Genomic DNA, 14,407 nt, shown 5'->3' on the forward strand with positions numbered 1-14,407 from the left:
GGGTGGACGAACCTAGAAATTGGCGATCACCTCCGTGAAGATCCGGTCGATCACGCCGGGGTCGCGGGAGTCGTAGGAGGCGGCACGGGTCGTCTCGGAGATCGTCTTCAGGGTCGCCAGGTCGGCGTCCGCGCCGTAGGCGATGGTGAAGACCCGCACCGGGTCCTCCGCGCCCAGGCCCTTCAGGAGGTCGTCGAGGGAGATCGACTGCTGGACCTCGTTGCGTCCGTCGGTGAGCAGCACCACGGCGTTGATGGTGTCGCTTCGGGCCTTCTTCCGCACGTGCTTGACCGCCGCCAGCGCGGTGTCGTAGAGACCCGTCGCGCCCTGGGGACGCAGCCGGTCGATCTCGGCGCGCAGCTCGTCGCGGGTGCCCGTGGCGACGGGGACCAGGTCGTCGTGTCCCGTGGAGAACGACCACAGCCCCACCCGGTCGCGCGGCCCGAAGTCGCCGACGGCCCGTTTGGCCGCGGCCTGGGCGAGGGCCAGCTTCGATCTGCCCGTACGGGAGACGGACGCCTCCATCGAGCCGGACACGTCCATGACCATCAGCACGTTGGCCGGCTTGCGCAGCTCGGCCCAGCTCGTCAGCACCGCGTCGAGCACCTTCGGCGCGGGGACCTGGAGGATCTTCGCCTTGAGGTCCTCGTCGAAGCGCCGGAAGCCGTGGCCGGTGAAGATCCGCTGCTGGGCGGGGGCCCGCAGATAGGCCAGGAAGTCGGCCGCCACCGCGCGCTTGGCGGCGGAGGCCCATTTCAGCACGGCGTAGGGGTTGTCGGACAGGAGCGTGCCCTCTTTGGGATGGATGGCGACGAGCGGCACCTTCGGCCGGTCGTGCTGCCCCAGGGTCGCCGGGTCACCCGTCGGGTTGCCCTGGTTGTAGTCCCAGACCGACTTCTCCTCGACGGTGACCGCCGAGATGTAGGACATCGCGGCGTCCGCGTCGTCGGCGCGCAGCAGGTTGGACAGGAAGGTGAGCGTGGTGTCCCCGTAGTGGACGATCGACCGCTCCACCCCCTGGACGAACCGCCGCGTCCGCGCCGAGGCCACGTCACGCGTGGTCAGATCACCGGACAGGCCGGTGGCCGCGACGTACGCGCCGACGGTCGCGTTCAGCCCCGATGTGGAGAACCCGGGATGGGTCTTGCCGAGCCGGAAGTCCCCCCACTCGGGGTGCCCGTGCCGCGCCCACCCCTCGCCGGAGGAGGCCAGCTCCAGCACGTCACCCCAGCCGAGCGCCTTCTCCGGCCACCCGAGGGCCTGCGCCATCGGCTCGGGCATCGCGATGACCAGCGGCGTCTTGGCGATCGAGGGGTTGCCGGCCCCGACGGGCGCCGAGGGCGACCGCTGGCGCAGCAGCGTCAGCCACCCGGACGCCGCCGGGCTCCACACGTCGGGCCGGGCCCCGTCGTCGCGGGACCACCCGCCGGCGATGGCGTCGAGCGCGGCCCCCGACGCCATCGTCACCACGGTCACCCGCCCGCAGCCCTTGAGCGAGAAGTCGGCCGCCATCCGGCGTAACAGCTCGGCCTTCTCGCTTGACGCCGCGATCCGCAACCCGGCCTTCGACGGCGTGCACTCGGGCCCGGCCTGGACCGTCCGCACCACCACGATGAGCGCGCCCACGACGATGGCGGTGACGATCAGGGCCGAGGACCGGGATCGACGGCGCACACGGGCCTCCCACGAATATGTCGGTATATATCCCGACGAATGGGGGCCGGTGTTAGTTCTCAGGCCGTGCCGTACTCCAGCAGGAACAGCGCCTCGCTCGTGGCGACCTTGCGGAGCTCCTCGATCACGACCCGCTCGTTGGGGGCGTGGATGCGGGCGGCCTCGTCCTCGCAGCCGAAGAGCAGCAGCTCGGCCTCGGGGAACTGCCGCTGGAGGGTGGCCACCAGCGGGATGCCGCCGCCCTGGCCGACGTCGCGCGGCTCACGGCCGAACGCGCGCGTCATGGCCCGGTCGAGCGCGGCCCGCGCCGGACCGCCCGCGGGAGCCTGGAAGCCCGAGCCCACCGAGACGTCGGAGATGGTCACGTGGGCGCCCCACGGCGCCTGCGCCTCCAGGAACGAGGTCACGTCGGACAGGGCCGTCTTCGGGTCGTTCGCGGCGGGGACGCGGATGGTCACCCGGGCCCGCGCGACCGCCTGGATGGCGTTGACCGCGCCCGAGACCGTCGGCACGTCGAGACCGGTCACCGTGATCGCGTAGGAGCCCCAGACCCGGTCGGCGATCGAGCCCGTGCCGACCAGCGAGACCCCGTCGAGGACCCCCGCGCCCGCGCGGAACTCCTCGTCGGTCCCGGCGTCGCCGTCGAAGACGCCCTTCTCCAGACCCGGCACCCGCACGTCGCCGTTGTCGTCGTGGAGGGCGACCAGCATCCGCATCAGCGCCGACAGGGCGTCGGGGGCAGGGCCGCCGAACGAGCCGCTGTGCAGGGCGTCCTCCAGCGTGCGGACCTCGACGGTGAACGCGGCCATGCCGCGCAGCGACGTCGTCACCGCCGGGTCGCCCACGGCGGGGTTGCCGCAGTCGGCCACGATGATCGCGTCAGCCCTGACCAGCTCGGGGTTCTCCTCGACGAACGCCTCCAGGCGCTCACCGGCGTACTCCTCCTGGCCCTCGATGATTACCCGGACGCCCACCGGGAAGTCGCCGTCGAAGGCGCGCAGCGCGGTGAGGTGGGTGATGATGCCGGACTTGTCGTCGGCGGCGCCACGGCCGTACAGCGCGCCGCCGATCTCGGTGGGCTGGAAGGCCGGGGTGTTCCAGAGGGCGGGGTCGCCGGGGGGCTGGACGTCGTAATGGGCGTACAGGAGAACGGTCGGCGCGCCCTCGGGCGCGGGGGCCTCGGCGTAGACGGCGGGGAAGCTGCCCTCGACCGGCACCTGGCGCACGGTCGGCAGGCCGGCGTCGCGCAGCAGCGACTCCACGGCCGCGGCGGCCTTGAGCACCGCCTCCTCGGGATGGCCGGGGAACGCGACCGACGGGATAGAGACCAGCGCCTTGAGGTCCTCCACCGCGCGGGGCATGGCGGCGGCGACGGCGTCTTCGATGTCACCAGGAGTCATGCGCCCATCGAACCACAAACCAGGCACGCTCCAGATGTCCGACGAATTTCGTCGTCTTTACACGTGGGTATCGCGGAATCCGAAGCGCTTTCAATTTGCAACCACGTTTTCCCTTGGCAGATGTCCGGGAGGCAATGCACACTGAGGCGGAGCTCAGACACCAAGGGAAGTAGCAGATGACGCACCCGGAAGACCTGCAGAGAGCCGCTCACGACAACCTCTGGATGCACTTCACCCGACACGGCGCCTATGAGAACGCCGAGGTCCCCATGATCGTCCGGGGTGAGGGGTCCTACATCTACGACGTCAACGGGAAGCGCTACCTCGACGGCCTCGCGGGGCTGTTCGTCGTGCAGGCCGGACACGGCCGCAGCGAACTGGCCGAGGCGGCCGCCAAGCAGGCCCAGGAACTGGCCTTCTTCCCGCTGTGGTCCTACGCCCACCCCAAGGCCGTGGAGCTCGCCGCCCGTCTGGTCGAGCACACCCCCGGCGACCTGAACCGGGTGTTCTTCACCACAGGCGGCGGCGAGGCCGTCGAGACGGCGTGGAAGCTGGCCAAGCAGTACTTCAAGCTGACCGGCAAGCCGATGAAGCACAAGGTCATCAGCCGCCAGATCGCCTACCACGGCACCCCGCAGGGCGCGCTGTCGATCACCGGCATCCCCCTGTTCAAGCAGATGTTCGAGCCCCTGGTGCCGGGCTCGGTCCGGGTGCCGAACACCAACCACTACCGCGCCGACGAGATCACCGGCGTCCCCGGCATGACCCCGGAGCAGTACGGCATCTGGGCCGCCGACCGGGTCGCCCGCGCGATCGAGATGGAGGGCCCCGACACGGTGGCCGCCGTTTTCGTCGAGCCGGTCCAGAACGCCGGCGGCTGCTTCCCGCCCCCGCCCGGCTACTTCCAGCGGCTGCGCGAGATCTGCGACGAATACGACGTTCTGCTCGTCTCGGACGAGGTCATCTGCGCCTACGGCCGTCTCGGCACCATGTTCGCCGGGGAAAAATTTGACTACGTACCGGACATCATCACGTCCGCGAAGGGTCTGACCAGCGGGTATTCTCCACTTGGAGCGATGATCTGCTCCGACCGGCTCTTCGAGCCGTTCAAGTCGGGGACCGAGATGTTCGCCCACGGCTACACCTTCGGCGGTCATCCCGTCTCGGCGGCCGTGGCACTGGCGAACCTCGATTTGTTCGAGCGCGAAGACCTGCTGGGTCACGTGACCCGCAACGAGGGCGCGTTCCGCGCCACCCTGGAGAGGCTCCACGACCTGCCCATCGTCGGCGATGTGCGGGGCAGCGGGTTCTTCTGGGGCGTCGAGCTCGTGAAAGACAAGTCCACCAAGGAGACCTTCACCGCCGACGAGTCGGAGCGCCTCATCCGGGGCTTCCTCTCCAAGGCGCTGTTCGAGGCAGGCCTGTACTGCCGGGCGGACGATCGCGGCGATCCCGTGATCCAGCTCGCCCCGCCGCTCATCTGCGGCCAGAAGGAGTTCGACGAAATCGAATCCATCCTTCGCGGAGTCCTCACCGAAGCCTGGGCTCTGCTCTGAGAAAGGAACCCGGAAGATGAAGATCGGCGTGCCCGCCGAGGTCAAGAACCACGAATATCGTGTCGCCGCCACTCCGGCCGGCGTTCATGAGCTGGTCCGTCACGGCCATGACGTCCACGTCCAGCGTGGCGCGGGCCTCGGTTCGCACATCCCCGACGAGGAGTACCTGGCGGCCGGCGCGAAGATCGTCGACACGGCCGACGAGGTGTGGGCCGAGTCGGAGATGGTCCTGAAGGTCAAGGAGCCGATCGCCGAGGAGTACCACCGGCTCCGCGAGGGCCAGGTGCTCTTCACCTACCTCCACCTGGCCGCCTCCCGGCCGTGCACCGACGCGCTCCTCGCGAGCCGCACCACGGCCATCGCCTACGAGACGGTCCAGGTCGGCGGCGCGCTGCCGCTGCTGGCCCCGATGTCGGAGGTGGCCGGGCGGCTGGCGCCGCAGGTGGGGGCGTACAACCTGATGCGCTTCAACGGCGGCCGGGGCGTGCTCCCGGGCGGCGTGCCCGGTGTGGCACCGGCGAAGGTCGTCGTCATCGGCGGCGGCGTCTCGGGTCTGCACGCCGCGCAGATCGCCGTCGGCATGGGCGCCGAGGTGACCATCCTCGACGTCAACATCGACCGGCTGCGCTTCATCGACGCGATCTACCAGGGCCGCCTCAAGACCCTGGTGTCGACGTCGTACGCGATCGAGAAGGCCTGCCTGGAGGCCGACATGGTGATCGGCGCGGTGCTGATCCCGGGCGCGAAGGCCCCGACGCTGGTGCCGAACTCGCTCGTGGCCCGCATGAAGGCGGGGTCGGTGCTCGTCGACATCGCCATCGACCAGGGCGGCTGCTTCGAGGACTCCCGGCCGACCACGCACGCCGAGCCGACCTTCACGGTCCACAACTCGATCTTCTACTGCGTGGCCAACATGCCGGGCTCGGTGGCCAACACCTCCACCTACGCCCTCACCAACGCCACCCTGCCCTACGCGGTCAAGCTGGCCGACCAGGGCTGGAAGAAGGCGCTTGCGGGCGACGCCGGGCTCGCGCTCGGGCTCAACACCCACGAGGGCCTCGTCACCAACGAGCCGGTCGCGGTGGCCCACCAGCTCCCCTACACCCCGGTCGGCGAGATCCTCGCCGCCTAACTGAGACCGAGGCGTTTTCGCAGGTCACGGGCCGTCTCCAGGACCCGCTCCACTTCGATGGGCGCGGGCCAGGGGGCGGTCCCCGGTCGTAGCAGGGTGGCCCGGACCGCCGCGAGGTGCTCGACGGCGGTGGCGTGCAGGCCGCTCTTGTCGGTCAGCCAGGTGACCGGGTCGATGGGGTCGCGCAGCCGCCGGGTGACCATGTCCCAGGTGCCGAGGATCTCGCTCAGGTCGGCGACGTCGAGGGTGGTCTCGCCGCGCCGTCCGGCCGCCGCGACGGCCAGTTCGGCCCGCGCGGCCAGTTCGGGCTCGGCGGGCCGGTCCCAGCCGGGCGTCTTCGGCAGGCGGCTCCACCGCTCGGCCTCGATGGCGCGGTCGGTGGCGGTCAGCAGGTTGGCCAGCTCCAGCGCCGCCCGGTAGTGGCCCTGCCCGGCAGCCTGCCGCAGCCAGTGTTCCCCGCCGCTCATGTCGGCGTGCTCGGCGATCAGCAGCAGCCCGAAGTTGTACGCGGCCTCCGCGTCCCCGGTCGCCGCCGCGCGGCCGAACCAGTGGGAGGCGGCGCGCGGGTCGTCGAGTTCGACGCAGACGAAACCGGCCATGCGCTGGTCGTCTACCCGGCCGGTGCCCGCCGCGCGCTCGAACCAGGCGCGGGCGGAACGGAGGTCCCTCCTGGCCAGGGCCAGGTTGCCCAGCTGGGAGGCCGAGCCGGGGTGGTCGTGCTGGGAGGCCAGCCGGTAGAGCACCTCCGCGCCCTCGGGGTCGCGCAGGGCGTGGAGCAGCAGGCCCAGGTGGTAGGCGGCCTCGGCGTGGCCGCAGCGGGCGGCGTACTCCCACCAGTGGCGGGCGTCGCCCTCCTCGCCGGTCGAGTAGCCGAGGAAGCCCAGGTCGTGGGCGCTGGTCAGGTCGCCGTCGAGGGCGGCCCTGCGGTGCCAGTCGCGGGCCCGGGTCAGGTCTCCGGCGTCCTCGCAGAGCAGCGCGAGCTTTCTCGACGCCCGCCTGGACCCGGCGGTGGCGGCGGTCTCGTACCAGTGGAAGGCCGCGGGGGCGTCGCCCTTCTGCTCCAGCAGCAGGGTGGCCAGGTTGGCGGCGGCCTCGGCGTCGCCGGTGCCGGCGGCCCGTTCATACCAGCGCAGGGACTCCTCCAGGGACCCGTGCTTCTCGTGCCACTTGCCGAGGTTGAAGGCGCTGTCGACGTTTCCGGCCCCGGCCGCGCGCTCCCACCAGTGGCGGGCCGCCGAGCGGTCGCCGCGCTGGGCGTAGAGCCGCCCGAGCAGGTGGGCCGCCCGGGCGTCCCCCGCCTGGGCGGCGGAGTGCAGATCGTCGCCCTCGCCGTCGGCGGCGGGGCGGGGCGGCGGGACCTGCGCGGTCCTGGCCGACACCTCAGGCCACATTGTCATGGCGGACAGATTCGCATGTAACAGTCCGGTCACGGAGGGTGATTGCCAGTTTATTGCCTCAGCGGATGCTGATGAATCCCGAGAACATGCCCATGCCGCACGAGTATCGGACCGTCCCCGGCCCGCGCGCGCCGAGCCGCACCGTGACCTGCCCGGTCTCCGGCAGGGCGACGTCCCGGCCGTCGATCGCGACCGTGGTGGTGCAGCTCCGGTTGTCCTCGGTACGGAAGACCACGACGATCTCCCGATGGGCCGCGGCCGTGATCGCGGCGGGCCGGAACCCGCCGGGCGTCGCCCAGACCACGTTCCCGGCCGAGGCCGCGACGGCGGGGCTGTCGGGCAGCCAGCCGCCGAGCCGGACGCCCGAGAAGACGGTGAAGAGCCCGGCCGCGATCACCAGCACCCCGGCCCACCGGGCCAGCCGCTTCAGGACGATGCCGACCAGGGCGAAGGCCGGCGACGACCCCAGCACGAACCCGCCCATCAGCACCGCCCCCGCGAGCGCCGACCCGGTCGAGACCGCCCCGAGTTCGGTGCTGAGCGTGACCCCGCACGGCACCAGGATCGTCGCCGCGCCCCGGGCGAACGGGCCTCCGGTGAGCGGCCGGCACGCCATCGGCCTGCGCAGCAGCGCGATCCCCGCGACCACCACCCCGGCCCCCGCGACGATCAGCACCAGCGCCCGCACGACCGGCGCGATCACCAGCGCCGAGCCGGCCAGCCCGAGCAGCGCCCCCAGGGCGACGTGGACGACGGCACGCCCGGCCAGGAAGGCCCAGATGCGGTCGACCCCCGCGATCAGCCCACCCTGGACCGCCGTGCACGACACGGAGCCCGCGAGCAGCCCGGCGCCCACCCCGCCGGCGAACAAGGCCATCACCAGCGCAACCTAACGTGACCGGCCGGACGCGAGAAGTGGCGCGAATGCCACTCCCTCCGCACCTGGCCACGGTACGGAAAGCGCTTACCGTGCTATTCCATCACGTCCACCCCGGCCTGACCAGGCCGGACTCGTAAGCGATCACTACGAGCTGGGCGCGGTCGCGTGCCCGCAGCTTCATCATCGCCCGGCTGACATGGGTCTTCGCCGTGGCGGGCGACATGAACAGCTTCCCGGCGATCTCGTCGTTGGTCAGCCCGTTGCCCACCAGTGCCAGCACCTCGCGCTCCCGCTCGGTGAGGGAGCCCAGCTCCTTCGGGACGACCGGCGCCTTGGCCCGCGACGCGTATTCGGCGATCAGCCGCCGGGTCACGCCGGGGGAGAGCAGCGCCGCCCCGCCCGCGACCACCCTGACCGCCTGGATGAGCTCGGCCGGCTCGGTGTCCTTGACCAGGAAGCCGCTGGCCCCGCCGCGGAGCGCCTCGAAGACGTACTCGTCCAGCTCGAAGGTGGTGAGCATGACCACCCGGGGCCCCGGCGGCATCAGCCGCACGGCGGTGAGCCCGTCGGTGCCGGGCATCCGGATGTCCATCAGGACCACGTCGGGCTGGTGCTCCCCGGCCAGCCGCACGGCCTCCGCGCCGTCGCCCGCCTCGGCGACCACCTCCATGCCCTCCTGGGCGTCGAGCAGCGCCCGGAACCCGGCCCGGACGAGAGCCTGGTCGTCGGCGAGCAGGATCCTGATCACGAACTCTCCTTGGGTGTCTCTCCGGCGGGGATCGGGAGGGTCGCCGCGACGCGGAAACCGGCGTCGTGGGGGCCCGCCGTCAGCGAGCCGCCCAGGGCCGAGGCGCGTTCGCGCATGCCGGGGATGCCGTTGCCGCCGCCCAGGTCGGTGACGGCGTCGCGCTTCCCCGCGCCGTCGTCGGTGACCGTGACGCTCAGGGTGTCGTCTCCGTAGTCGAGGCAGACCAGCACCGACGAGCCGGGGGCGTGCCGGGTCACGTTGGTGAGGGACTCCTGGACGATCCGGTAGGCGGCCCGGTCGGGGCCGTGGGGGACCTGCCGGACCTCGCCGGTCCGGACGACCTTCACGTCGAGGCAGCTGCGGTCGGCCAGGTCGTCGAGGCGGTCGAGCCCGGCGGTCGGATTGCGGGGCGCGCCCTCGCGCAGCACGTCGAGGACGCCGCGCATCTCGCTCAGCACGTCCTTGGACGCCGTCTTGATCGTCGACAGGGCGCTTCTGGCCTGCTCGGGATGGCTCTCGATCAGGTGGAGCGCGGTCGAGGCCTGCACGTGGATGAGCGAGATGTTGTGGGCCAGCACGTCGTGGAGCTCCTGGGCCATGCTCAGCCGCTCCTCGCTGGCCTGCCGCCGCTCCTCCTCGGCCGCCTTCTCGGCCTTCTCGGCCCGGCGCTCGCGGAAGGCCCGCATCCATTCGGCGAACGTGAGCACCAGGAACAGGAACGCCACCACGCCGGCGTGGTGGAGCCAGGAGTGCGGTCCCGGGGTGAGCCACGTCGAATAGCCGATCATGAAGACGAGCGAAGCCAGGCCCCAGCCCCAGGCGGGGCCCCGGTGACCCGAGACCAGAGAGTAGACGATCATGATGATCGGGGTCAGGAAGGCCGGCCCGAACGCGAAGCCGCACAGCACGTAGGCCCAGGTCGCCAAGACGGTGACAGTCAGCGCCGCGACCGGCCGCCGCCGCATCCACAAGATCATCAAAGGGCCGACGAGCAGCAGCAGATAGCCTCGCCAGTCGAGCGGCGCGCGCTCGGTCTGGGGATATTGGGCGCCCTCGGTCGCGACGACCTGCACCACCGCCGCGACGATGGCGTGCACCACGTCTCTGCGCTCGACCACGCTGTCACGTTAGGCGACACCGGAGGGCATGACATCCGCCCGAGGGGGAAGCTCGGGGTACACCTCAAGGCGTAGCGGGTCTTGACATGTCCGGTCATCCTTGGATGATCACAAAGTGGAGGTGGCCGATGAGACGCGTCACAGGCGCCGCGCTCGGGATCGTCGTCATGGGGGCGCTCGTCGCACCCCCCGCCCAAGCCAGGCCCCAGGTGGAGAAGAAACCGGTCGCGGAGGGCTACGGCGGCGCCGTGGCCACGGTCGACCTGGACGCCAGCAAGATCGCTCTGGACGTGCTGAAACACGGCGGCAACGCCATGGACGCCGTGGTGGCCGGAGCCGCCGCCCTGGGCGTGACCGAGCCCTACTCGGCCGGTCTGGCCGGTGGCGGCTTCATCGTCTACTACGACGCCCGCTCCCGGCGCGTGATCAACATCGACGGCCGTGAGACCGCCCCCGCGAAGATGACCCCCTCGACCTTCGAGGGCATCCCCTTCGACCAGGCGGTCACCAGCGGCCTGTCGGTCGGCGTCCCCGGCAGCGTGGCCCAGTGGGACCTGGCCCTGCGCAGACACGGCACGCTGTCGCTGAAGAAGGCCCTCAAGCCCGCCGCCGACCTGGCCCGCAAGGGCTTCGTCGTCGACCAGACCTTCTACGACCAGACCGCCGCCAACGCGGCCCGCTTCGCCGACATCACCTCCACGGCGGCCCTCTACCTCCCGAACGGCGCGCCGCCCCCGGTCGGCTCGACCTTCCGCAACCCCGACCTGGCCCGCACCTACCAGGAACTCGCCGACAAGGGCCCCTCCTGGCTGTACGGCGGCAAGCTCGGCCAGGAGATCGTCGCCACCGTCAAGGCCCCGCCCGTCACCCCCGGCTCGACCCGCAACGTCAGGGCCGGCCTGATGGAGGTCTCCGACCTGCGGGCCTACAAGGCGCTCACCCCCGAACCGACCAAGGTCCGCTGGAACAACCTCGACGTCTACGGCATGGCCCCGCCCTCCTCGGGCGGCTCCACCGTCGGCGAGGCGCTCAACATCCTGGAGTACGCCGGCCCGGTCGGCCTGAGCGAGTACCTCGACGCCAGCCGCCTGGCCTTCGCTGACCGCAACGCCTACGTGGGCGACCCCGCGTTCGTGCAGGTCCCGCTGAGGGAACTGCTGTCGGAGGGCTTCGCCAAGGAGCGCGCCTGCCTGATCGGCGACACCGCGCTGCCCCACCCCGCCGCCCCCGGCCAGCCCGACGGCGCGTACGGCCCCTGCGCCACGCCCGCCCCCGCGCCGGGGACCAAGGAGCAGCAGCCCGAGGGGCCCGAGACCACCCATCTGGTCGCCTCCGACCGGTGGGGCAACGTGGCGGCGTACAACATCACCATCGAGCAGACCGGCGGCGCCGGGATCGTGGTGCCCGGCCGGGGCGTCCTGCTCAACAACGAGATGACCGACTTCACCTTCGGCCCGGCCCCCGGCGACCCGAACCTGCCCGCCCCGGGCAAGCGCCCGCGCTCCTCGATGGCCCCGACGATCGTGCTCAAGGACGGCAGGCCGCTGCTCGCGGTCGGCTCGCCCGGCGGCGCGACGATCATCACGACCGTCCTGCAGATCCTGGTCAACCGCTTCACGTTCGGCATGTCACTGCCCGACGCCCTGGCCGCCCCGCGCGCCTCGCAGCGCAACACCGCGGCGACCCAGGCCGAACAGGCCTTCATCGACCGCTACGGCCCCGAGCTGACCGCCAAGGGCCACACGTTCACGCCCACCCCGGAGATCGGCGCGGCGACCGCGCTGGAGTTCCTCCGGCACGGCAAGGTGCAGGCCGTCGCCGAGCCCGCCCGTCGCGGCGGGGGCAGCGCGCTGGTCGTCAAGGACTAAAGAGAGCATGACAAAACCGCCGGCGGGCGCGGTCGCCGGCGGTTCTGCTCTGTGAGGTTGTCCTTTAGGCCGTGAACGCGAAGTAGGCCACGACCGCCACCACGATCACCAGGGCGACGCCCAGGGCGATGTAGAGGGGCAGGCGCGACGACTCCTGCTGCTGGGCCTGCTGCGCGGCCTCTTCCTGGTTACGGGCGAAGGCGCGGAAGGCCTGCGTGTTCCCGGCCGGGTCAACCTGAGGGTCAGACATGGCACGAACTCTAGCGACACACCATGCCCACGAGACACCAATATGTCGTTATTGCTAGCTTTGGCGAATCCGGCCCCATGGCCGGGACCGGTGTGCATGACAGATACCTTGTGAGTCATGCTGCGCACCCTGTTCGCTCCTCGGCTGGTGGGCCTCCACCTGCTGGTGATCGGGGTCCTGGTGGCCTTCTTCCTGCTCGGCCGCTGGCAGCTCGGCGTCTTCACCGACTCCGGGCACCCTCAGGCCACCGACGACCCGGCCCCGGTCGCGCTGACCGAGCTCAGCAGGCCCGGCGAACGCGTCACCACCGACGAGGTCGGCCGTCAGGTCACCGCCACCGGGACCTACGACGCCACCGCGCAGTTGCTGGTGGCCGACCGCCGGCCCGACGTCGACGCGCCCGGCGGCCGGGCCTCGGCCGGCGCCGGGTTCTGGCTGCTGACCCCGCTCACCCTCGCCGACGGCTCGATCATGCCGGTGGTCCGCGGCTGGGTGGCCTCGCCCGGCGATCCGGCGGTCGACGTCCCGGCGGGCGAGGTGAACGTGGTCGGCCGCCTGCGGCCCCCCGACCAGTCGGACGCGGTCCAGCGCGGCGGCGTCCTGCCCACCGGGCAGGTCGCGACCGTCTCTACGGCAGAACTGCTCAACCTGTGGGACGGCGACCTGCGCGACGGCTACGTGGTGGCCACGCGGCAGACGCCGGCCCTGTCGGCCACCCCGGTGGCCGTGCCCGCCCCCTCCGTGGGGGCCCCGCTGACCTGGCGGAACCTGGCCTACGCGGCCCAGTGGTGGATCTTCGCGGTGTTCGCGGTCTACATGTGGTTCCACTTCGTCCGCGACGCCGTACGCTCAACCGACCCCGAACCTCAGCCGGAGACGTGACCGTGGAATCCGCCCTCAAACCGTTCCGCGTGATGGCCTACATCGTGGGCTGCATGCTGCTCGTGCTCGTGACCGGGATGGTCCTGCGCTACGGGTTCGACATCCCCGGGCCCTCGCAGATCATCTCGCCGATCCACGGCTTCCTCTACATGGTCTATCTGGTCGCCACCATCAACCTGGGCCTCAAGGCCCGCTGGTCCTGGGGCTACATCCTGGGCGTGATGCTCGCCGGCACGGTGCCCTTCCTGTCGTTCTACTTCGAGCGGAAGGTCACCGACCGGGTTCACGCCCAGGTCGCGGCGGCTTGAGCCGTCGGTCTCAGCGGCCGATGCCCCGGCGGCGCAGCCGCAGGAGCCGGCGCCGCTGGGACTCGTCGAGCATGAACCAGGCGACGACGGGCGCCCCGAGGAGCCCGACCACCACCAGGAACGAGATCAGGCCGGGCAGCAGCCAGATGGCGAGCAGCGAGCCGATGCCCGCACCGATGTAGTACTTGGCGAGTGGCGACATTGGGGCCCCTTCGGATCATTCGCGATACATCTCAATACTGGACGATGGATCCTCAACGCGCGCCCAGAGCCCGCAGTTCCCTGAGCGTCCTGACGCCACCGGGGTCGTTCTCCGTGCTCGCGGGCACCACGGCTATCTCGTCGACTCCGGCGTCGCGATATTCGGCCAGCCGCTTCTCGGCCGAGTCGCCGAGCAGCCCGACCGATTCGAGCAGCTCGTCGGGGATCCTGGCAAGCAGCTCACGCGGGTGGGGGCCGCTGCGGGCGAAGGCGACGACGTCCCCGAACCCGGCCTCGGCGAACATCTCGCCATAACCGGGGGCGGCCAGATAGCCGACGACGCCCCGGCGGAGCTGCTCCATCGCGGCCGGGTCGGCGGCGGTCGAGGCGGTCACCCAGGCGGTGACCCTCTTCCCTCCCGCCGCGCGGTGGTCGCCGGCCAGGCGGGCGGCGGAGGCCGGGGTGACCAGGTTGAGGACCATGCGGTCGGCCCCGGCCGCGATCCTCACGGCCTGCGGGCCGAAGGCGGCGACGGTGATCGTCGAGCGGGGGGCGTCGAGACGCAGGCGGTAGCCGGAGGACCGGGCATGCGCCGACTTCCCCCCGTCGAGCAGGCCGCGCAGCACCTCCACCTGCTCGGCCAGCGCTTTGGCCGAACCCGCGTGCGGCCGGCCGTGCCACTTCTCGACCACGAGCGGGCTGGATGTGCCGATGGCGACGTTCACCGTTCTCTTGACGAGGTCGGACACCGAGGCCGCGCCCATGGCGATCATCATCGGGTCGCGGACCGCGACGGCGAAGGGGCCGAGGGTGAGGCTGATCCGTTCGGTGGCCAGGCCTATGGCGGTGCCGAGGGCGAAGGCGTCGTAGGTGGCCATCTCGCCCACCCACAGTTCGGGATAGCCGAGGTCGTCGGCCGCCCTGGCGGTGAGCAGGGCCTCGGAGGCCGGCCGGTCCTGCCATAGACCGAGGGAAACGCTGAGCATGTGGAGC

14 protein-coding genes are annotated in these 14,407 nt (G+C 71.4%); 5 read left to right on the plus strand and 9 right to left on the minus strand.

The annotated features are described in order from the left end of the window. Positions 1–12 precede the first annotated feature (12 nt). On the minus strand, positions 13–1,674 hold the full coding sequence (locus AW270_RS29815) for a substrate-binding and vWA domain-containing protein (protein ID WP_061299439.1): 1,662 nt from the start codon (positions 1,672–1,674) through the stop codon (positions 13–15). A 59-nt stretch (positions 1,675–1,733) separates the two neighbouring features. Further along, a complete protein-coding gene (locus AW270_RS29820; RefSeq protein WP_061299440.1) occupies positions 1,734–3,074 on the minus strand; it encodes a dipeptidase in 1,341 nt (446 codons plus the stop codon). A 176-nt stretch (positions 3,075–3,250) separates the two neighbouring features. Here AW270_RS29820 and AW270_RS29825 point away from each other — a divergent pair, with 176 nt between their 5' ends. Continuing rightward, complete coding sequence (locus AW270_RS29825; protein WP_061299441.1) at positions 3,251–4,630, plus strand: aspartate aminotransferase family protein; 1,380 nt, start codon at positions 3,251–3,253, stop codon at positions 4,628–4,630. Between the two features lie 16 nt (positions 4,631–4,646). After that, positions 4,647–5,762 (plus strand): alanine dehydrogenase, encoded by a 1,116-nt coding sequence (gene ald / locus AW270_RS29830; RefSeq protein WP_061299442.1) that lies wholly within the window; start codon positions 4,647–4,649, stop codon positions 5,760–5,762. Here the strand turns inward: ald and AW270_RS29835 are convergent. The 4 genes from AW270_RS29835 to AW270_RS29850 all read right to left on the minus strand — a co-directional run bounded on the left by AW270_RS29835 (position 5,759) and on the right by AW270_RS29850 (position 9,905). Continuing rightward, the gene (locus tag AW270_RS29835; protein ID WP_061299443.1) at positions 5,759–7,159 is read right to left on the minus strand and encodes a tetratricopeptide repeat protein; all 1,401 of its coding nucleotides are present in this window, start codon (positions 7,157–7,159) and stop codon (positions 5,759–5,761) included. The genes ald and AW270_RS29835 overlap by 4 nt on opposite strands. Positions 7,160–7,217: 58 nt before the next feature. After that, positions 7,218–8,036 carry a sulfite exporter TauE/SafE family protein gene (locus AW270_RS29840; RefSeq protein WP_061299444.1) on the minus strand — a complete coding sequence of 273 codons (819 nt, stop codon included), beginning with the start codon at positions 8,034–8,036 and terminating at the stop codon, positions 7,218–7,220. Positions 8,037–8,139: 103 nt separating this feature from the next. Next, positions 8,140–8,787 carry a response regulator transcription factor gene (locus AW270_RS29845; RefSeq protein ID WP_061299445.1) on the minus strand — a complete coding sequence of 216 codons (648 nt, stop codon included), beginning with the start codon at positions 8,785–8,787 and terminating at the stop codon, positions 8,140–8,142. Continuing rightward, complete coding sequence (locus AW270_RS29850; protein ID WP_061299446.1) at positions 8,784–9,905, minus strand: histidine kinase; 1,122 nt, start codon at positions 9,903–9,905, stop codon at positions 8,784–8,786. The genes AW270_RS29845 and AW270_RS29850 overlap by 4 nt, the downstream gene beginning before the upstream one ends. A gap of 128 nt (positions 9,906–10,033) precedes the next feature. Between AW270_RS29850 and ggt the strand changes: the two genes are divergently transcribed. Continuing rightward, the gene (gene ggt / locus AW270_RS29855; RefSeq protein WP_061299447.1) at positions 10,034–11,773 is read left to right on the plus strand and encodes a gamma-glutamyltransferase; all 1,740 of its coding nucleotides are present in this window, start codon (positions 10,034–10,036) and stop codon (positions 11,771–11,773) included. A 64-nt stretch (positions 11,774–11,837) separates the two neighbouring features. On the opposite strand, the gene AW270_RS29860 is transcribed toward ggt, so the two are convergent. Beyond that, entirely contained in the window at positions 11,838–12,023 is a 186-nt protein-coding gene (locus tag AW270_RS29860; RefSeq protein WP_061299448.1) for a hypothetical protein, read from the minus strand. A gap of 117 nt (positions 12,024–12,140) precedes the next feature. Between AW270_RS29860 and AW270_RS29865 the strand changes: the two genes are divergently transcribed. Continuing rightward, positions 12,141–12,905 carry an SURF1 family protein gene (locus AW270_RS29865; RefSeq protein ID WP_061299449.1) on the plus strand — a complete coding sequence of 255 codons (765 nt, stop codon included), beginning with the start codon at positions 12,141–12,143 and terminating at the stop codon, positions 12,903–12,905. Next, positions 12,902–13,213: a DUF3817 domain-containing protein gene (locus AW270_RS39150; RefSeq protein WP_245674917.1), complete on the plus strand. Its 312-nt coding sequence runs from the start codon at positions 12,902–12,904 to the stop codon at positions 13,211–13,213. Before AW270_RS29865 ends, AW270_RS39150 begins: the two co-directional genes overlap by 4 nt. A gap of 10 nt (positions 13,214–13,223) precedes the next feature. On the opposite strand, the gene AW270_RS29875 is transcribed toward AW270_RS39150, so the two are convergent. Further along, positions 13,224–13,415: a tail-anchor membrane protein gene (locus tag AW270_RS29875; RefSeq protein ID WP_061299451.1), complete on the minus strand. Its 192-nt coding sequence runs from the start codon at positions 13,413–13,415 to the stop codon at positions 13,224–13,226. A 52-nt stretch (positions 13,416–13,467) separates the two neighbouring features. Then, complete coding sequence (locus tag AW270_RS29880) at positions 13,468–14,400, minus strand: LLM class F420-dependent oxidoreductase (RefSeq protein WP_061299452.1); 933 nt, start codon at positions 14,398–14,400, stop codon at positions 13,468–13,470. Positions 14,401–14,407 lie beyond the last annotated feature (7 nt).

This window comes from Herbidospora cretacea (genome assembly GCF_001570605.1).
GTDB classification, from domain to species: Bacteria; Actinomycetota; Actinomycetes; order Streptosporangiales; family Streptosporangiaceae; genus Herbidospora; species Herbidospora cretacea.